Annotated in this window: 19 protein-coding genes; all 19 read left to right on the top strand. The window is 60.9% G+C overall.

The window, feature by feature from the left end; translation table 11 throughout:
- Positions 1-2 precede the first annotated feature (2 nt).
- The 19 genes from NUW13_00830 (at position 3) to mtaB (ending at position 19431) form a co-directional block, all read left to right on the top strand.
- Positions 3-1037 (top strand): DUF4837 family protein, encoded by a 1035-nt coding sequence (locus NUW13_00830; protein ID MCR4437573.1) that lies wholly within the window; start codon positions 3-5, stop codon positions 1035-1037.
- Between the two features lie 4 nt (positions 1038-1041).
- A complete protein-coding gene (purE, locus tag NUW13_00825) occupies positions 1042-1521 on the top strand; it encodes a 5-(carboxyamino)imidazole ribonucleotide mutase (GenBank protein ID MCR4437572.1) in 480 nt (159 codons plus the stop codon).
- Between the two features lie 33 nt (positions 1522-1554).
- Positions 1555-2892, top strand: coding sequence for an NCS2 family permease (locus NUW13_00820; GenBank protein MCR4437571.1), 1338 nt, complete (start codon positions 1555-1557; stop codon positions 2890-2892).
- 42 nt (positions 2893-2934) lie between these two features.
- Entirely contained in the window at positions 2935-3930 is a 996-nt protein-coding gene (locus NUW13_00815; protein ID MCR4437570.1) for a carbohydrate kinase family protein, read from the top strand.
- A complete protein-coding gene (gene rfbD / locus NUW13_00810; protein ID MCR4437569.1) occupies positions 3927-4859 on the top strand; it encodes a dTDP-4-dehydrorhamnose reductase in 933 nt (310 codons plus the stop codon). The genes NUW13_00815 and rfbD overlap by 4 nt, the downstream gene beginning before the upstream one ends.
- A 6-nt stretch (positions 4860-4865) precedes the next feature.
- Positions 4866-5585: a polyprenol monophosphomannose synthase gene (locus NUW13_00805; GenBank protein ID MCR4437568.1), complete on the top strand. Its 720-nt coding sequence runs from the start codon at positions 4866-4868 to the stop codon at positions 5583-5585.
- A 197-nt stretch (positions 5586-5782) separates the two neighbouring features.
- Positions 5783-7855: a glycosyltransferase gene (locus NUW13_00800; protein MCR4437567.1), complete on the top strand. Its 2073-nt coding sequence runs from the start codon at positions 5783-5785 to the stop codon at positions 7853-7855.
- Between the two features lie 24 nt (positions 7856-7879).
- On the top strand, positions 7880-8836 hold the full coding sequence (locus NUW13_00795) for an acetyl-CoA carboxylase carboxyltransferase subunit alpha (GenBank protein MCR4437566.1): 957 nt from the start codon (positions 7880-7882) through the stop codon (positions 8834-8836).
- A 25-nt stretch (positions 8837-8861) separates the two neighbouring features.
- Positions 8862-10154: a SpoIIE family protein phosphatase gene (locus NUW13_00790; GenBank protein MCR4437565.1), complete on the top strand. Its 1293-nt coding sequence runs from the start codon at positions 8862-8864 to the stop codon at positions 10152-10154.
- Between the two features lie 84 nt (positions 10155-10238).
- Positions 10239-10403 (top strand): Trm112 family protein, encoded by a 165-nt coding sequence (locus NUW13_00785; protein ID MCR4437564.1) that lies wholly within the window; start codon positions 10239-10241, stop codon positions 10401-10403.
- A 103-nt stretch (positions 10404-10506) separates the two neighbouring features.
- Complete coding sequence (locus NUW13_00780) at positions 10507-11022, top strand: HNH endonuclease (protein MCR4437563.1); 516 nt, start codon at positions 10507-10509, stop codon at positions 11020-11022.
- Between the two features lie 67 nt (positions 11023-11089).
- The gene (trpS, locus tag NUW13_00775) at positions 11090-12073 is read left to right on the top strand and encodes a tryptophan--tRNA ligase (protein MCR4437562.1); all 984 of its coding nucleotides are present in this window, start codon (positions 11090-11092) and stop codon (positions 12071-12073) included.
- A 3-nt stretch (positions 12074-12076) separates the two neighbouring features.
- Positions 12077-12787: a segregation/condensation protein A gene (locus tag NUW13_00770; GenBank protein MCR4437561.1), complete on the top strand. Its 711-nt coding sequence runs from the start codon at positions 12077-12079 to the stop codon at positions 12785-12787.
- Positions 12787-13431, top strand: a complete 645-nt coding sequence (gene scpB, locus NUW13_00765) for an SMC-Scp complex subunit ScpB (protein MCR4437560.1) — start codon at positions 12787-12789, stop codon at positions 13429-13431. The genes NUW13_00770 and scpB overlap by 1 nt, the downstream gene beginning before the upstream one ends.
- Positions 13415-14185 carry an rRNA pseudouridine synthase gene (locus NUW13_00760; protein MCR4437559.1) on the top strand — a complete coding sequence of 257 codons (771 nt, stop codon included), beginning with the start codon at positions 13415-13417 and terminating at the stop codon, positions 14183-14185. The genes scpB and NUW13_00760 overlap by 17 nt, the downstream gene beginning before the upstream one ends.
- A gap of 10 nt (positions 14186-14195) precedes the next feature.
- A complete protein-coding gene (cmk, locus tag NUW13_00755; protein MCR4437558.1) occupies positions 14196-14900 on the top strand; it encodes a (d)CMP kinase in 705 nt (234 codons plus the stop codon).
- Positions 14901-14922: 22 nt separating this feature from the next.
- Positions 14923-15819 (top strand): 4-hydroxy-3-methylbut-2-enyl diphosphate reductase, encoded by an 897-nt coding sequence (locus NUW13_00750; GenBank protein ID MCR4437557.1) that lies wholly within the window; start codon positions 14923-14925, stop codon positions 15817-15819.
- The gene (gene rpsA, locus NUW13_00745) at positions 15816-17939 is read left to right on the top strand and encodes a 30S ribosomal protein S1 (GenBank protein ID MCR4437556.1); all 2124 of its coding nucleotides are present in this window, start codon (positions 15816-15818) and stop codon (positions 17937-17939) included. The genes NUW13_00750 and rpsA overlap by 4 nt, the downstream gene beginning before the upstream one ends.
- Positions 17940-18042: 103 nt before the next feature.
- Entirely contained in the window at positions 18043-19431 is a 1389-nt protein-coding gene (gene mtaB, locus NUW13_00740; protein ID MCR4437555.1) for a tRNA (N(6)-L-threonylcarbamoyladenosine(37)-C(2))-methylthiotransferase MtaB, read from the top strand.
- The last annotated feature ends 23 nt before the right edge of the window (positions 19432-19454 follow it).

The raw sequence follows: 19454 nt of genomic DNA, 5'->3' as shown, positions 1-19454 counted from the left end.
GCATGCGAAAGTGTGTTCTCTTGCTGTTCTTCGCCGGCCTGCTCATTGCCCTACAGGGCATTCTGGGCGGGTGTAGTAGCAAGAAGCCGGGTTATGGGTCGGAGGATCTGATCATCGCCTTGGCGGATTCCGTGGAATGGGAAGCGCTCCGTCCGGCAGTGAGTGCTGCGCTCGAGCGCCAGGTCTATACCCCGCAGCCGGAATCGCTGCTGCGCGTGCGCTGGGTGCCGCCGGAAAAGTGGGGCGCTTTCAAGCGCTATCACTCGTTTCTGGTGATCGGCACTCTCTCGGGGAGTCCGGTTATGCAGCAGCTTTTCAAGAGCATGCTTTCCCCGACGGACATGCGCCGCGTCGAGCAGGACAGCAGCTTCCTATTCAAGAAGGACAACCCTTGGGCATTTGACCAGCTCCTGCTGGTGGTGGTGGCCAACGATACGGCGACCCTCACCCGCAGAATGCAGGAGAATGCGGATCGTCTGTACGGCCTCATGCTCGCGCATGTCCGCGAGGTGATGACCAAGCAGATGTTTGGCAAACATGAACAGAAGGCCTTGTCAGAGGAGTTGCTACGGAAGTATGGATGGGCCGTGCGCATCCAACACGACTACCATCCCCTGGAAAAGCCTGGCGACCGGATCGTCTGGCTGCGGCGCATCCCGCCAGAACGGTGGTTCCTGGTGCACTGGGAGGAGAGCGACGACCCCTCGCAGCTCACTCCAGAGTGGTGTTTGAAAAAGAGGCAGTGGATCGGAGAGAGTTTCTACACGGGCGAACGGATTGTCGACGGGTACACCAAGTGGGAGTGGGTGGACTTTGACGGGAGACGGGCGATCGAAATGTGGGGGCTGTGGGAGGATTCGGTGAAGGTAGTTGGGGGCCCGTTCCATGTCTACGCCTTCTATGACCACGGTTCCGCAAGGCTGTTTCTGATCGACATGGCTTGCTTTGCCCCAGGCGAGCGGAAGATGCCCTACATGCGGCAAATGGATGTCATGGCGCGCACGTTCCGCACGCGGCAAAAAGGAATGGGAGGCTGAGATGATGAGCCACCCCGGGCCGTCGCCGCGCAAAGTCGCCATCCTGATGGGCAGCGAATCGGACCGCTCCGTGATGAGTGCGGCCGAGTCCGTGCTTGCGCATTTCAAGGTGCCTTTTGAGACTCATGTCCTTTCGGCGCACCGTACGCCCGAGGCGGCTGCACAGTTTGCAAAGAGCGCCGCAGAGCGTGGATTCGCGGTGGTCATTGCCGGCGCTGGGATGGCCGCCCATCTGCCAGGTGTGGTGGCCGCCCACACTACGCTGCCGGTCATTGGCGTGCCGCTGGATGCCTCACCGCTGCACGGCGTCGATGCGCTCTACTCCATCGTGCAGATGCCCAAAGGGGTCCCGGTGGCCTCGGTGGGCATCGGGGCGGCGGCCAACGCCGCCCTCCTGGCAGTGCAGATTCTTGCGATTTCTGATGCCGAGCTGACCCGGGCGCTGGCTGAATTCAGACAGGCAGGCAGCGTACTCCCCAAATAGCCACCTCAACCGCACGGCTTGGGAGGTGATGTCATGCGCCGCTATTTCAAGTTCGATGAGCTGGGGACCAACTACCGGACGGAGATCCTGGCAGGTGCCACGACTTTCATTACCATGGCGTACATAGTCGTGGTCAACCCGCTCATCCTGCAAGGGGCCGGCATCCCGGTAGGGCCGAGTACGGTGGCCACGATCCTGGCGGCCTTCGTGGGCACTTTGCTCATGGGTCTCTATGCCAAGCGGCCTTTCGCCATTGCTCCCTACATGGGCGAGAACGCTTTCATCGCCGTGACCGTGGTGGGTACTTTGGGCTACACGTGGCAGCAAGGGTTGGCCGCCATCTTTATCGGTGGCGTGTTATTTGTCGCGCTCACCCTTCTCAAGCTGCGCAGCTGGCTTGCCTCGGCCGCGTCCGAGAGCATGAAATACAGCTTCGTGGTGGGGATTGGCCTGTTCCTGACCTTCATCGGCTTGAGCGACATGGGTTTGGTGCAAGCAGGGGTGCCGGGCGGGCCGCCGGTCCAATTGGGCGACGTCACCAGCACCTCCGCCATTCTTGGGGTGATCGGCCTGGTGCTGATGGCCGGCCTGATGATCCTGCGCGTGCGGGGCAGCATCTTAATCTCCGTCATTGTGGTGACTCTCCTGGCTAATGTGCTGGCAGGTGTATTCCACGTGGCCATCCCCTCGCTCAAGCCATTGCAGGGTGTGCCCATCGGGCTCCCGCCTGACCCCAGGCCCATCATGGCCGAGCTGGACTTTGGGCGCGTGTTCTCCTGGGGCTTCCTGCCCGTGCTCCTGGTGGTCTTTCTCATGGACTTTTTGGACACGATGGCCACCCTCATCGGCGTCTCGGCACGTGCTGGTTTCCTTGACGAGCGCGGCAACTTGCCCGAGATCGAAAAGCCCATGCTGGCCGATGCCGTTGCTACCGTGGTCGGCGCCCTGCTCGGAACCACGACCACCGGCACCTACATCGAGTCCGCTGCCGGAATCGAAGAGGGGGGCCGCTCAGGCTTTGCCTCGGTGGTGACTGCCTTTCTCTTCCTGATCACGCTCTTCTTCTGCAAATTCGTGGAGGCCGTCCCGCCGTTCGCGTACGGACCCGCGCTGGTGATGGTGGGCATGCTCATGATGAAGCCGATCACCAACATCAAGTTTGATGACCTGACTGAGCTGGTGCCTTCTTTCGCGGTCATCGTATTGATGAGCTTCACCTACAACATGGGCGTCGGCATGACGGCGGGCTTCGTCCTTTACCCGATAGTCAAGCTGATCGCGGGAAGAGTGCGGGAGGTGACGGCGCCAATGTGGGTGTTGGGCGGGCTTTCGCTCCTTTTCTATGTGTTCCATTCCTTCCTGAAACCTTAGGGTGCGTGGGATGGCTGGCGTCTTAGACCGAGCGGCTTCGGCATGAGCGTACGAGGGACAGCAGACAAGACACTGGGCGTGATCGGAACCTTCGTGTCCGATCTGATCGAACCCTATGCGGCACCAGTGGCGCGAAGTCTTGGAGGCATCTACTACACGCTCACGTACTTGGCAACGGTCTTTGCGCGCGGCTGGCTCATCCGTCCTGTTGCCATGGTTGGTTCGGACATTTTTGACCAGGTCTGTGCCCGACTGGCGCGCTATCCGCACATCGACCTGAGCCTTCTCCGTCGGGAGGAGCGGCTCAACACCCAGGTGCGGCTCACCTACTTGACCGAAAACCTCCGGCAGGAGGTGACCACGGAGCCGATGACTCCCTTGCAATGGGAGCAGGTCCAGGCGGTGGCCGGCTGCGATGTGGTCTTGGTGAATTTCATCACCGGCGCAGAGTTGAGCCCAGAGTGCTTTGCCCGCCTATCCCAAGTGGCCACCGGCCTCATCCACGAGGATTACCACAGTCTGGCCTGGGTGCGCGACCAGGAGGGCAAGCGTTCTTTGTGGAAGAACCCCAATTGGCAGCAGTGGGTTTCTGGCGCAGACATCGTGCAGATGAACGAGCACGAGGCGAGCTCCCTGCTCGACTGCGCCTGTCCGGTGCGGGAAGAGCGGTTGACCGAGCTCGCCCACCAGGCACTGCACGGAAGAGCCAAAGTCCTGTTGGTGACGCTGGCAGAAAAGGGGGCGTTCGTGGCAGAAAAGGCTGCATCAGCGGTGCGTGGCCAGTTGGTGCCCGCGTGCCATGTGGAACGGGTGGTGGACCCCACCGGCTGTGGGGATGCATTCGCCGCGGGCTTTCTCCATCACTACCTGGAGACTGGTGACGCACAGGCAGCGGCGCTCTTTGCCAACAAGGTGGCGGCCATCAACTGTTCGCTGTTGGGCGCGGAGAATGTGGACGCAATTGCCGAAGGGCTGCGCAGGTTGCATGGCGAATCGCAATCGAGCATGAACCACAGGGAGAGGAGTGCGGCGACGTGAAGGTATTGCTCACGGGTTGCAACGGGCTGTTGGGACAGAACTTGGTGGCACACAAACCGGCCGCGATCGAACTGCTCGGCGTTGACCTTGCAGATTCCTTCTATGGCAAGGGCGGAGAGCTCGAGTACCACCGTCTCGATCTGCGGGACCGCAGTGCGACTAAAGGACTTGTGACTAGTGTCAAGCCGGCTTGGGTCATCCACACCGCAGGCTACAACAACGTGGACGGCGCGGAGGCCGAAAAGGAGGCTTGTTGGCAAGGGAACGTGGTGGCCACCGAAAACCTTGCCTGGGCAGCAGAAAGCTGCGGTGCGCACATGCTGCACCTCTCCACCGACTATATCTTTGACGGGCGCAAGGGCCCTTACGCAGAGACTGCACGCCCAAACCCTCTGGGTTACTACGGCAAATCGAAACTGGCGGCGGAGAACGCGGTGAAGGGGAGTGCAGTGCCGTATGTCATCGTCAGGACGATGGTGCTATATGGGCATGGGCAGAAGATACGGGATAACTTTGCCACCTGGCTCCTGCGCAAACTCGGTGCCGGCGAAGAGGTCAAGATAGTGACCGACCAGATGGGAAACACCACGCTTGCCAGTGAGCTCGCCCAAGCACTATGGCGGCTGGTACTGCATGGGGCAATAGGCATCTACCATGTTGCCGGAAGCGAGATTGTCAGCCGCTATGACTTTGCCTTGACCCTGGCGGAGGTCTTTGGCCTTGAGCGCTCGTTCATCACGCCGGTGCGGACTGCTGAGCTACACCAGGCTGCCCCGCGGCCGCTGCGCTCGGGCCTCATCATCGAGAAAGTCTTTGAAGATTTTGGCATTCGCCTTTCGGGGACAAGGGACGCCTTGCTCCGTTTCAAGGAGGAACTGGAGGCAGCAGGTTCACCACTGGCACTCACTGCAAAGTCGGAAAACGCATAGCCGGGCATGAAAACACTGGTCGTGGTGCCTACCTACAACGAGGCGGACAGCATCGGCAAGCTCATCCCGCGGATTCTGGCAGAGACGCCACCCGGCACGGAGGTATTGGTGGTCGACGACGCCTCGCCGGACGGGACGGCCGAGGTCGTTAAGGACATTGCGGCCAAGGACCAGAGGGTGCACCTCCTGCAGCGCGAGCGGAAGCTTGGGCTCGGCAGCGCCTACGTCTTGGGCTTCAAGTACGCCCTGCAGCGCGACTTCGACTATGTGCTGGAGATGGACGCCGACTTTTCCCATGATCCGGAAGAGATCAAGTTGCTGCTGGCAAAAGCGCAGGGTGGCTGCGACTTGGTCGTCGGCTCGCGGTATGTGGATGGAATCACGGTGGTGCGCTGGCCGCTCAAGCGGCTGATGCTCAGCATCGGGGCCAGCAAATACGTCCGCGCCGTGACCGGCTTGAAGATCCACGATTGCACCAGCGGCTTCAAGTGCTTCCGGCGACGAGTGCTGGAGACTATTGACCTGGACGACATCCGCTCAGATGGCTACTCCTTTCAGATCGAGATGTCGTTCAAGGCCTTTCGCAAAGGGTTCAAGGTCTGCGAGGTGCCCATCACCTTTGTTGAGCGGCGCAGCGGCACGTCCAAGATGTCCAAGAAAATCGTGCTCGAGGCGGTGTGGATGGTGTGGAAACTGCGATTCTACGACCTCATCGGCAAACTGTAGCCTGCGGTGTTCCACCAGCTTGGTCCGGGGAGGCAAACCAGCGGGTTTGCCTTTCTCATAGCCAGGCGAAGCGACCCGCTTGTTGGCCCAGGGGCAGAGGCCAGGCGTCGATGTTTCGGGAGATTGAGCTTGACTATTTACCAAGTTTTTCGTATGTTGCACTGGGCAGCTGAGGTGACCTTCGTCCGCCTGAATCGATGAGCGCAGCCCCAGAGCTTGCAATCATCATTGTAAGCTACAACGTGCGTGATTTCCTGGAGCAGGCCCTCACCTCTGTGCGCAAGGCTGTGCAGGGGATTGCGGCCGAGGTGTGGGTGGTTGACAATGCTTCCACCGACGGCACGGTGGCGATGGTGGGACGCTCTTTCCCGGGGGTGCGGCTCATCGCCAATCAGAGGAACGTAGGCTTTGCGGCTGCCAACAATCAGGTGTTGCGCCAGAGTGAAGCCCAGGTGTTCTGCCTTCTCAACCCCGACACTGTAGTGCAAGAGGACACGTTCCGAACTCTTTTGGCTTTCCTGCGGGCGCATCCTGATGTGGGGATGGTCGGTTGCAAGATCCTGAATCCGGACGGCTCCCTGCAGCAGGCCTGCAGGCGGAGCATTCCCACGCCCTGGGTGGCGTTCACCAAACTGGTGGGCTTGAGCCGCCTTTTCCCAAGAAGCAAGCTTTTTGGGCGCTACAACCTCACGTACCTTGACCCGGACAAGACCTATGAGGTGGAAGCCATTTCCGGCTCCTTTATGATGGTGCGGCGGGAAGCGGTGGCGCAGGTGGGTTTGCTGGACGAGACTTTCTTCCTCTACGGCGAGGACCTCGACTGGTGCCTGCGCTTCAGGAATGCAGGCTGGAAGGTCTACTACGTCCCGGAGACCAAGATTGTGCACTTTAAAGGGGAGAGCTCGCGGCGCAGCGGGTTCGACAGCTTGCGCCTCTTCTATCAAGCAATGCATCTCTTCGTACGCAAGCACTTCGCCAGCCGTTCATTCTTCCCCTTGCGCTGGTTCCTAGTGCTGGCGATCTGGCTGCGGGCTGCACTCTCGTTTTTCAACCGCGCGGCAAAGGTGGCTGCGGTACCGGTAGTTGACTTGGCGTTGATGTACGTGGCAGTGACCGTCGCTGTGGAGATCTGGTTCGGTAACCTCGTCCACTTGCCCAGCTTCCTCGCCGTGAATGCCTTCTACTCGCTGGTGTGGCTGGCATGCCTGGCAGCGAATGGCTGCTACGGGGCGAGGCGGTACTCGTCTACTGCGGCCACTGCCGCGGTGCTTGCCGGGCTGGTGATCAACTCGGCGTGGACGTTTTTCTTCAAGCAGTATGGCTTCTCCCGGGCGGTGGTGCTGATTTCCGGGGTGCTGAACCTGGTGCTGATCTCCGGCTGGCGCATTCTTGTGCGTCTGTTGCCTCGCCTTGGCCTCCCTTTCCGCGGGACGCTGGGCAAGTCTTTGCTCAAGCGGCGGACGCTTCTGGTCGGCGACCGTCGTTCGGTGCGCGACCTGTTGCGCAGGCTGCGCAGCAGATTCGAGAGCGCCTACGAAGTGGTGGGGGTCGTCAGCCTGGACGGCGCGGCAAGTGGGGAGGAGATGGAGGGGGTACCGGTGTTCGCGGCCAGTGGCCAGTTGGACGAGCTCTTCCGGGCCCATCGCGTGCAGGAGGTCATCTTTTCCACTGATCGCATCCCGTATGACCGCATCCTGGACCTGATGGATCGCGCCAACCGGTCGCGGGTGAGTTTCAAGTTGGTGCCCAGCCACCTGGAAGTGATCATCGGCAAGGCGTCCATCGATAGCCTCGCCGAGATACCTTTGGTGGAAGTCGAATATCGCTTCAGCAGCGCCTGGCACCGCTTCGTGAAGCGGGTGCTGGACCTCGCCGTGGCCCTGCCGGGCCTTGTGTTGGTTGCGCCGGTCATGCTGTACCTGGTGGTGGCTCGCGGCTACCGCCTGCGGCGACGGCTCCTTGTGGGGCGAGAAGGAAAACTGGTGGCCGCGCACGAGCTTGTGGCTCGGGATGGCACAAGGAGCTCTCGCCTCCCCTTGCTTTGGGATGTCCTGGTGGGTAACCTGACCCTCGTGGGGGCAGAATTTAGCAGCGAGCCCAGCCCTGAGGTACCGAAGCAGCTCAAGCCGGGCATCACCGGTATCACCCAATTGAAGGGGAGTAGAGCCCTGACCTCCAAGGAGAAGGAACGTCAGCTTCTGTACTACATGAAAAACTACTCCTTGTGGCTCGATGTGGAGATTCTTATCAAGGCTGTGCTTGACCTGTGAACGTAATCCTGCCAGAGGAAAGGTATGGGCTTCGTACTGGATTTTGAACGGCCGCTGGTCGAACTGGAAAAGAAAATCGCCGAGTTGAAGGTCTACTCCAGCACAGAGAACGTCGATATGGACGCGGAGATCCACCGGCTGGAGCAGAAGGCTCTGAAGTTGCGCAAGCAGATCTACTCGCGGCTGACGCGGTGGCAACGCGTGCAGCTTGCCCGTCATCCACAGCGGGCTTACACGCTCGACTATATCGAGTACATGACTACCGATTTTATCGAACTCCACGGTGACCGGGCATTTGCCGACGACCCCGCGCTGGTGGGCGGCATCGCCAAACTCGATGGCAAGCCTGTGGTCATCTTCGGGCAGCAGAAGGGCAGAGACGTCAAACAGAAGATCTATCGCAATTTTGGCATGATGCACCCGGAGGGATACCGAAAGGCGCTGCGCCTCATGAAGCTTGCCGCCAAGTACCGCCGTCCGGTAATTAGCTTGGTGGACACGCCTGGTGCCTACCCCGGCATTGGCGCCGAAGAACGGGGGCAGGCAGAAGCCATCGCCCGCAATCTTTTAGAAATGTCGCGCCTGCCGGTGCCGATCATCGTGGTCATTATCGGCGAAGGCGCCAGCGGTGGGGCCTTGGGAATCGGAGTTGGCGATCGCGTGATGATGCAGGAGAACACCTGGTACTCGGTCATTTCCCCAGAAGGGTGCGCGGCAATTCTTTACCGCGACGCGAGCAAAGCACCTCAGGCCGCAGAGGCGATGAAGGTCACCGCTCCGGACCTGCTCAAGATGGGAGTCATCGACCGCATCATACCCGAGCCTGCGGGAGGGGCGCATCGCAATCCGCAGGAGGCCGCAGCATTGGTGAAGGAGGCGATCCTGGAAGAGTTGCCGCCCTTGGAAAAGTTGCCTCCGGAAGAGCTGGTGCGGCTACGCATCGAAAAGTTTGCGCGCATGGGAGCGTGGCAGGAAAAATAGCCCCCAAGGGCGCGAAGAGGGACTCATGATCCAGGTAAGCACTGCCGAAAAGCTGCGCTCCGCGTTGGAACGCATGCGTCACTTGCAGTCCCTGGTGGAGGCAAGCAAGATTATCAACTCGACGCTTGACCTCAGTCGACTTTTGGAGCTGATTCTCAACACCGCCTTGGAAAACACCGCTGCAACGGCCGGCACTATCTACCTGGTGGACGAGGAAAGAGGCGAGATATGGTCGCGGGTCCTCCTCTCGGATAGGAAAATGGAAATCCGTCTGCCGCTTGGGCGAGGGATCGCGGGACAGGTGGCGCAGACCGGTGAGACGGTCAATCTGGCCGATGCCTATGCCGACCCGCGCTTCGACGCGGAGATGGACCAGAAGAGCGGGTTTCGCACCCGCAGCGTGCTGTGCATGCCGATGCGCAACAACGCAGGCAAGGTGATCGGCGTCTTTCAGGTACTGAACAAGAGGAGAGGGCGCTTCACCACCGAGGACGAAGAATTTCTCGACGCGCTCTCTGTGCATGCCGCCATCGCCGTGGAGAACGCCAAGCTCTACCAGCAGGCCCTGGAGAAGAAACGGTTGGACGGCGAACTGGCCGTGGCGCGCGAAATCCAGCAGCGCCTTCTGCCTACGCAGAGCCCGGATGTCCCCGGCTACGAGTTTGCCGCAAGCAACCGACCCTGCCACGAGGTAGGCGGCGACTATTTCGACTTCCTGGAAAAGCATCGAGAGCGGGTGGTGTTCGCCATAGGGGATGTCTCCGGCAAGGGAATCCCTGCCGCATTGCTCATGGCCACGCTGCACGGCGGGTTGCATGCGCAGGTGCACAGTCGCCGGCCCTTGACGCAGCGCGTGCGCAATCTCAACCGGCTCGTTTTCGAGTGTACTGCAGCCGGCACCTTCATTACCTTCTTCCACGGGGAGCTCTGTCCGCGCACTGGCGAGGTTGCCTACATTAACTGCGGCCACAACCCGCCCTTGCATGTGGATCGTTCCGGCAAGGTGACCAAATTGCAGAAAGGCGGCCTCATTTTGGGAGCAGTGGAGGAGGCCGACTATGAGGAAGGCTCCCTCGTCTTGCGTCCCGGCGAAATGCTGGTGCTTTACACAGACGGCGTGACCGAAGCCCGTGGCAAGCACGGGGAGCAGTACGAGGAGAAACGACTGTTAGCAGTCCTCAAGCACCGCCGCAATCAGAGTGCGCAACAGGTGCTCGAGGCACTCCTCGCCGATGTGGAGCGATTCTGCGCAGGGATCCCCCAAGCAGATGATATTACCCTTATGGTCATCCGCAGGGTAGGGCAAGAGGGAGTATAGAAGCACCATCGACGGCCACCATCTGCGGGAGGTATTTTTCGAAAACTGGGTGTTGGGTGAAGTGAGTCTTTCACGGAGGAACCTATGCTTGACAAGGAACTGTTGGAGATCCTGGCGTGCCCCAAGTGCAAAGGCGAACTGGAATACGACCAGAAGAACGAGAAGCTGATCTGCCACGCCTGCCGCCTGAAGTACCGGGTGGAAGACGATATCCCCATCATGCTGATCGACGAGGCAGAATCGTTCTGAGCGCGCGGTGGGGTAGAGCCAAAAACAGCTTGACTATTTGGGCGCATTGTGCTAAATTCAAAGTCAAGCCGGAAAGGAGGGTAACGGTTAGAAAAGCAAAGAGATGTCTGCGGCCACACTCAACAAAGGCGTTCTGCTGCTGAATCAGAACTATGAGCCGATGAGCGTTACCAGTGCCAAGAAGGCAATCGTGCTCATCTACCTTGGCAAGGCAGAGATCATCGAGCGCCACCCCTACCTGGTGCGCTCTGTGTCGACTGTTTTGCCGCTGCCGAGCATTGTGCGCCTGGTGCGCTTCATCCAGGTGCCGCGCAAAAGGATTCTTCTGACGCGGCGCAACATCCTCAAGCGGGACGGCCACCGGTGCCAGTACTGCGGGACTACCAGAAGTCCACTCACGGTCGACCACGTGGTACCCAAGGATCACGGCGGCACCGACACGTGGGAGAATCTGGTGTGCGCATGCGTGCGCTGCAACACGCGCAAAGGGAACCGTACGCCAGAGGAGGCAGGGATGCGCCTGCTGCGCCAGCCGCGCAAGCCGAACAACCTCTTCTTCATCCAGCACCTTGTCGGCGTGAGTGACGAGCGGTGGAAACCCTACCTCTTCATGAACTGACACCACACGGTCCGGTCGTGCGGGGAAGAGCGTGGGCAGCCAACGCACTGTAGGGAGCTGTGAGTCTTTGAGCAAGAAACGAATTCTCAGTGGGATGCGCCCGACTGGCCGTCTGCATTTGGGCAACTATGCGGGCGCACTGGAAAATTGGGTGCGATTGCAGGGGGAGTACGAGAATTTCCACATGGTGGCCGACTGGCACACCTTGACCACCTCGTACGAAGACACGAGCGGCATCTACGATGACACCATCGAGATGGTGATCGACTGGCTGGCCGCTGGTATCGACCCGGGCAAGAGCGTGCTCTTTGTCCAGTCGCAGGTGAAGGAACAGGCCGAGCTGTTTCTTCTCTTTGCCATGCTGGTCACGGTGCCTCGGTTGGAACGTAACCCAACCGTGAAGGAGCAAGCGCGTGACTTAGGGTTGGACAGTCGGATGTCGTACGGACATCTGGGCTATCCGGTCCTGCAGGCCGCAGACATTCTCATCTATCGCGCACACGCCGTGCCGGTTGGCGAGGATCAAGTCCCGCACGTGGAACTTACCCGCGAGATCGCCCGGCGGTTCAATTCCCTTTATGGGGAGGTCTTTCCTGAACCGGAAGCGCTGCTGACCGAGTTCGCGCGTCTGCCGGGTTTGGACGGCAACCGCATGAGCAAGTCGGCGGGCAATACCATCTTGCTTTCCGATGGGCCTGAGGAGATCCAGCGCAAGGTCATGACGGCGGTGACCGATCCCCAGAAGATCCGACGCGGCGACCCGGGACGGCCGGAGATTTGTCTGGTCTTTACTTTCCACCGCAAGTTCAACCCGGATGAGGTCGCCGACATCGAGCGTGACTGCCGCAGTGGTGCGTTGGGGTGTGTGGCGTGCAAGAAGAACCTGGCTGGCAAATTGGCTTCGTTCCTGGAGCCCATCAGGGAGAGGCGTAGCTACTATGTCGCCCACATGGACGAAGTGCGCGACATCATAGCGCAGGGGAACGCCCGGGCGCGCGCGGAAGCGGCACAGACCATGACCCTCGTGCGCGCCGCGATGAGGATTGGATAACGCATGTCTTACACAGTGTGTCTGCAAAAGTTCGAGGGACCCCTCGAACTCCTCCTCTTCCTCATCCGCAAGAACGAGGTGGACATCTTCGACATCCCTATCGCGGAGATCACGGCGCAGTACCTGCAGTACCTCGACCTCATGCGCTATCTGGACATCGACCTGGCCGGGGAGTTCATTTTCATGGCCGCCAGGTTGATGCACATCAAGGCGCAGATGCTCTTGCCGCGCCCGGAAGAGTTGGAAGAGGAGCAGGAAGACCCTCGCGCCGAACTGGTGCAAAGGCTGCTGGAGTACCAAAAGTACAAGCAGGTAGCAGTCGGCCTCTCGGAACTTGAAGAGCGGGAGCGTGACCACTTTCCTCGCCTGCAAGTCGCGCTGGATAGAGACGGGTACGCAGAGGAGGAGTGGGACGCTCAGGAGGTGTCTCTTTACGACCTGGTGGCCGCTTTCAGTGTGCTTCTGGAGCGCGCCTCCAGTGTTACCTATCACGAAATTCGTGAGGCCGAAGCCTCAGTAGATGAGCAGATTACCTACATCCTCGACTATCTCCACACGCACGGCGAGGCGCTCTTTGCTGACCTCATCGCCGGTCTGGAGAGCAAGTTGGTGATGATTGCCACCTTCTTGGCCCTGTTGGAGCTGATGCGGCGAGGGGCGGTGGTCGTGCGGCAGTCTGCCCCTTTTGCCGAGATCTGGATATACGGAGCCTGATGGAGTTCGAGACCGCCAAGGAGATCATTGAGGCGCTCATCTTCGCCTCGGATGCGCCAGTCACCTTGCAGCGCATTCGGGCAGCACTGGAAGAGATCGACGCGGACCTGCTGGAGCAGGCGGTAGAACAGCTCAATGACGAATACCGGGAGCACGGACACGCCTTTGAAATCCGGCGCGTGGCCGGCGGTTTTCAGATGTTTACGCGCCCTCATCTGGCGCAGTGGGTGCGCAAGTACCACCGTGGCCGGGCGCGTCACCGCCTGTCACGTGCAGCTCTGGAGGCGCTGGCCATCATTGCCTTCAAGCAACCGATCAGCAGGGCCGAGGTGGCTGCAGTCCGTGGCGTGAATTCCGATGGGGTCTTCAAGAACTTGTTAGAGCGCAACCTCATTACCATGGCGGGACGGGCGTCGACCGTTGGCAGGCCGGTGCTGTACAAAACGACCGAGCACTTTCTGGCTTACTTTGGCATCAATAGCCTCGCCGACCTTCCCTCCTTAGAGGAGGTGGAGGCACTGCTCAAGGCTCGTGCGCCGCGAGAGGAGCCTGAACCAACGGCCGAGGAGACGGGCGTCGAGGTGGTTGCACCGGGAGAAAGGGTGGAAGACGAGGGGCAGAGCGCTGATGGTGAGACTCAATAAGTTCCTTGCTGGCTGCGGAGTCGCCTCGCGCCGCGCATGCGGTGAGCTCATCAGGAGCGGACGTGTCACCGTTAACGGGCAGACGGTAACCTCTCTTGGCACTCGCATCGACGAGCAAAAGGACGAGGTTGCCGTGGACGGGCAAGCGGTGCGGCCTAAGCAAGGTCGCGTGTACATCATGCTGCACAAGCCGCGGGGATATGTGACCACGGTGCGCGATACCCGTGGCAGGCCCAAGGTGGTGGACCTTGTGCCCATGGGCTCACGCCTGTTCCCGGTCGGCCGCCTGGACATCGATACGGAGGGGCTGCTCCTGCTGACCGACGACGGTGAATTGACCAATCGCCTGCTCCACCCGCGCTTCAAAGTCGCCAAGACCTACGTGGCCGTGCTCGACCGTGAAGTCGCGGTGCACGACATTGAAAAGCTGCGTGGAGGGATCGCCCTGGACGATGGCATGACCGGCCCGTGCGAGGCGCGCCTGCTGGACGCCCTTCCGCAGGGCAAGGTGGTGGAGCTCACTTTGCGCGAGGGCCGCAAACGGCAGGTGAGGCGCATGTTCGCGGCGCTGGGCTACCGCGTCCTCCTCCTTCGCCGAGTGGCATTTGGCCCTCTCAGCTTGGGCGAGCTGCCAATCGGTTCCTGGCGCCACTTGACCGATGAGGAAGTTGCACAACTTCACCAAGCTGCCGGTCTGGCAAGCAAGAGCTCGTACCCTGCGTCGACCGACTGCTGTGCGACTGTGGAGGGATGAGAGGGCAGGGGTGGAGGGAAGGCGCAGGAAGCTGATCATCGCCATCGACGGCGTCGCCGCTTCTGGCAAGAGCAGCACGGCACGCCTGGTGGCAGAGAAGTTAGGTTACCTTTACTTAGATTCTGGGGCACTGTACCGGGCGTTGACGCTCAAGGTGCTGTGGAAGGGCATTGACCCTGCCGACGAGGACGGGGTGGCCGCCCTGGCGCGCGCGACGACGATCCAGTTAGAGCAGAAAGGTGCACATCTGCGCGTCCTCTTGGACGGTCAGGATGTGACCGAGGAGATTCGCGCGCCGGAGGTTGCGGAGAAGATCGGCCCGGTGGCGGCCAATCGCGCGGTGCGCGAGCAGATGGTTGCCCTGCAGCGCGCCATTGGCGCCCAAGGCGGGGTAGTGGCAGAAGGGCGGGACATCGGCACGGTGATTTTCCCTAATGCCGATCTCAAATTCTACTTCACCGCCTCTTTGGAAGTGCGGGCGCGACGCCGCCAGGCCGAATATGCAGCCAGGTCGGTGCAGGCGCCTCTCGAGGAATTGGCTGCCCAGTTACAGCGCCGGGACCAGGACGACGCGCGGCGCGCCCATGGGCCGCTGCGCAAAGCCCCAGATGCCATTGAAGTGGATACAACGAACCTGACCATCGACCAGCAGGTCGAGTTCGTTCTTCGGAAGGTACAGGAACATCTCGGCGACACGGGAGCAGCGCAGGCGTGAGGCTCAACAGCCCAGCTCTGCGGTGACTGTTGACATAGATAAGAGTGCCGGCTTCTGCGCCGGCGTGGCACGCGCAATCGCCTTGGCAGAGAGAGCGCTCGCCAAGGGGCGGGTGGCTTCCATCGGCCCGGTGATCCATAACCCTGCGGAAGTGGCACGACTGCAACAGAAGGGCCTGGTGACCGTCCCGCAGGAAGAAGTGGAAAGCGGTGACTTGAAGGCCTTGCGGACGCGGCGCGTGCTGATTCGCAGCCACGGCGTCTCTGAGTCGCTGCGGGCTCGCCTTGCGGAGGCAGGGCTGGATGTGGTTGACGGCACTTGTCCCATCGTGCGGCATGTGCAGCAGCTGGTCAAGGACTACTGCGCGCGAGGCTATCGCGTGGTGGTCTTTGGCAAGAGAGAGCACCCCGAAGTTCTGGGACTCGTGGGCCATTGCCCGCAAGGGGCGGTCGTGGTCAACTCCCTGGAAGAGGCAGACAAGATAGCCCCGGGGCCGCCCACGGTACTGGTGGCGCAGACGACCGCACCCGAGGAGCACTTCCACGAGGTAGAGGCCGCCTTACGGCGGCGGCTTCCGTCGTTGGAAGTGTTTAACACCACCTGTCGTGCCGTGAGCCGCCGACAGGAAAGCATCGTAGCCTTCGCAGGAGCACGCGACGTGGTAGTGTTTGTCGGCGGCAAGGAGAGTTCCAACTCTCGGCAATTGTTCACTATATGCCAGCAGAGCAACAAGCGCTCCTTCTGGGTGGAAAGCGCCGAGGATGTGCAGGCAGAGTGGTTCAGCCCAGGGGAAGCGGTGGGGATAACAGGGGGGGCCTCCACTCCGCGCTGGTTGCTGGAGCGGGTGGCATCTCACGTCGCACACGTTGCCCGCACACACGGGCACGAAAAACACATAAAAGGAGGTAGTGCTGAATGATGAACGAAGACACCACACAGGCGTTCGAACAGGACGCCGCAGCCGAAGGCGCAACGAAAGGAGGTGAGAGCGCAGCGGAACAAGTCGGCAGCGACATCGCGCCTGAGCAGATGCAACTGGCCCAGAGCCTGCCTGCCGAAAACGACGAGTACACGCCCGAGGAGCGCGAAGCCCTTATGCGCATGTACGAGGAAACCCTCAGCGAATTTGTCGAGGGCGAGGTCGTCACAGGCAAGATTCTGGCCGTGGGAGAGAAGGAGGTGGCCGTCGACGTCGGCTTCAAGTCGGAGGGTACCATTCCCATCGAAGAGTTCCCCAATCCGGCCGAGCTCAAGGTAGGCGACGACGTCGAGGTGGTCTTTGACCAGATCGAAGACCAGGAAGGGCAACTGGTGCTTTCCAAACGCAAGGCCGACTTCATGAAGGTCTGGGAGAGGGTCAAACAGTCCTACGAGAAGGGCGAGGTCATCAAGGGGCGCTGCGTGCGGCGCATCAAAGGCGGCCTGGTGGTCGACATCGATGGGGTCGATGCCTTCCTGCCTGGCTCGCAAATTGACGTCCGCCCGGTGCGCGACTTTGATGCCTACATTGGGCAAACCCTGGACCTCAAAGTGGTCAAGATCAATCACGCCCGTAAGAACATCGTCGTCTCCCATCGTGTGCTTGTGGAAGAGGCCACGGCCGGGCAGCGGGAAAAGATCCTCGCCGAATTGGAGCGCGGCCAGGTGCTTGAGGGCACGGTGAAGAACATCACCGATTTTGGTGTGTTCATCGACCTCGGCGGCGTGGACGGCCTTTTGCATGTCAACGACCTATCCTGGGGCCGGGTGAACCACCCCTCAGAGGTGGTCTCCCTGGACCAAAAGCTGAAAGTCGTTGTCTTGGACTTTAACGAACAGAAGGACCGCATCTCGCTGGGCTACAAGCAGCTTCAGCCGCATCCCTGGGAGGATGTCGACAAGAAGTACCCGGTCGGCTCGGTGGTGCCGGGCAAAGTCGTGAGCATCTCCGACTATGGCGCCTTCGTCGAGTTGGAAAAGGGCGTCGAAGGCCTGGTGCACATCTCGGAGATGTCGTGGACGCAGCACGTGAAGCACCCCTCGAAGATAGTGAGCGTGGGTGAGATCATCCAGGCGAAGGTGCTCAACGTGCAGAAGGAAGAGCGGAAGATCTCCCTTGGCCTGAAGCAACTGCAACCTGATCCCTGGGAGACACTTGCCGAACGCTATCCGGTGGGCTCCATCCACAAGGGCAAGGTGCGCAACCTCACCAACTTTGGTGCTTTTGTGGAGTTGGAAGAAGGGATCGACGGCCTGGTGCACATCTCCGATCTTTCCTGGACGAAGAAAGTGCGGCACCCAGGCGAGGTCATCAAGAAGGGCGACGAAATCACGGTCACGGTGCTCAAGGTAGACCCGGTCAATCGTCGCATCTCGCTTGGGTACAAGCAGACGCAAGAGAACCCTTGGGATCGCTTCGAACAGATGTATCGGCCCGGCACTCTTGTCACCGGCAAGGTAACCCGGCTCATTGAGAAGGGCCTGCTGGTCGAGCTTCCCGGCGACGTGGAGGGTTTCGTTCCCATGTCGCATTTGGCGAAACCCGGCATCACCAAGCCAGCGGATGGCTACTGTCTGGACGAAGAGATCGAGCTCTGCGTGATCGAGTTCAGCAAGGAAAACAAGCGCATCGTGCTGTCGGAGAAGAGGGCTCTGGAGAAGGGCGCCGCCGAGCAGGTGGAGGAGCGAGCACCTGAGGCCCCCGAGGCAGCGGAGGCAGAAGCTATCGAGTCCCCAGAAAGCCTCCCAGTCGGGCCCGTGGCGCAAGCAAGCCAGGCCATCCCGGAAGCAGAACCAGTTGCTGAGCAGAGCGCGGCGACCGAAGCTGTTGAAGTGCCATCCCCAGAGCTCGAAGCAGTTGGGGAAGCGGCGAGCGCACCAGCCGAGCCCCCTGCGGAGGCGGCGGCCGAAAAGCCAAAGCCCAAGCGGAAAGTCACCCGAAAGAAGCCTGCGGCAAAGGCGGCAGAGGCCGCGGAGAGCGATCAGCCAAAGGGTGATTCGCCTGCAGAGGAGAAGGGCGCTGCCGCTGGAGACGAGGCAGGGGCTGATGTCGGTCAGTGACGCAGAGCTCATGGTTCCTCTGGTGGAGGAGCAACTGCGGTCAGTGTGATGACTTGGAGGGTGTCGGGTCCGCTTTGCGGCCCGACAACGCCATTTGGACGTTGTGCGCAGAGTAGCTATCTACACCCTGGGCTGCAAGCTCAATCAAGCCGAAGGTTCCATGTTGGCGGAGGAGTTCTGCCGTAAGGGCTTTCGACTCGTGCCCTTTGGCGCTCCCGCCGATGTGGTGGTGATCAACACCTGTAGCGTCACGCAGCGGACGGATGCATGCTCCCGCCAGGCAGTGCGACGCGCCGCCAGAGAGCTGCCTCAGGCGTTTCTCGTCGTAACGGGCTGCTATGCGCAACTTGCCCCTGAGCAGCTCGCGGCCCTGCCGGGTGTGGATGTGGTCTTGGGCGCCGAAGCGAAATTCCAGCTCTTTGATTACCTGAATGGGGGCCGCAAGCGCAAGGAGCCGCTGGTGCGTCTTGCAGGGCCAGAACATTGTTTCGTTGCCCCTTGTGCGGGGAATGCGACCCCACGCACGCGTGCCTTCCTGAAAATTCAGGACGGATGCGACGCCGGCTGCAGCTATTGCACCGTGCCGCTGGCGCGCGGGCCTGCACGTAGTGCCGAGGTGGAGGATGTGTTAGCAAGAGCAACTCAACTGGCCGAACGGGGCCACAAAGAGCTCGTCCTCACCGGCGTGCACATTGGCGCGTACGGGCGCGACCTGCAGCCGTGCACCGACTTGCCGGCACTGCTTGACCGTCTGTGCAGCGCGCTGCCCGAGGTCCGCTTCCGTCTCAGTTCACTGGAGTGCACGGAAATCAGTGGGCCCCTTCTGCAGGTCATCGCTGGGCACCGGCAGGTCTGTCGCCATTTTCACGTGCCGCTGCAAAGCGGCAGCGATGCGATCTTGGCCTCGATGCGACGGCCATATTCGGCCGGCGAATTCCTGGACTGCCTAAGGAACCTGCGCGCCGCCTTTCCGGAAGCGAGCATCGGCAGCGACGTAATTGTCGGCTACCCAGGGGAGCAGGATCGCGATTTCCGCGCCACGGTGGAATGCGTGGAGAAGGCTCCTTTGACTTACTTGCATGTGTTTCGCTATTCGAAGCGGCCGCACACTGCGGCGGCAGAGCTGGGTAATGAGGTACCCCCGCCCGTGGCCGAGCAGAGAGCGGCTCGTTTGCGCGCATTGGGGGCAAAGAAGCGAATGGAATTTGCCGCAAGCTTTGTGGGGCGCCGTTTGCAGGTGCTCTTCGAGCGCGAAGCAGATGGCTGGGCCCACGGATTGAGCGACAACTACTTGAGGGTTCGCGTTCCGAAGGGGACACGCGACCTGCGCAATGTGCTCGCAGTCGTCTATGTCGATGCGCTTGGAGAAGACTGCACCCTGGGGGGCCATCTTCTTGATGCCCAGGCCCGCGCTACGGTGTTGCCGGCGCGGCACTGGCCAATCAGCAGTGCACGGCCTGCGGTGGTTGGGGCGCGCGACGAGGATGATTGAGGGGGTGCCGCTTTCGACAAGGG

Source organism: candidate division KSB1 bacterium (genome assembly GCA_024655945.1).
Lineage (GTDB): Bacteria > Zhuqueibacterota > Zhuqueibacteria > JANLFK01 > Oleimicrobiaceae > Oleimicrobium.
This window is presented reverse-complemented; position numbering and strand designations above follow the sequence as displayed.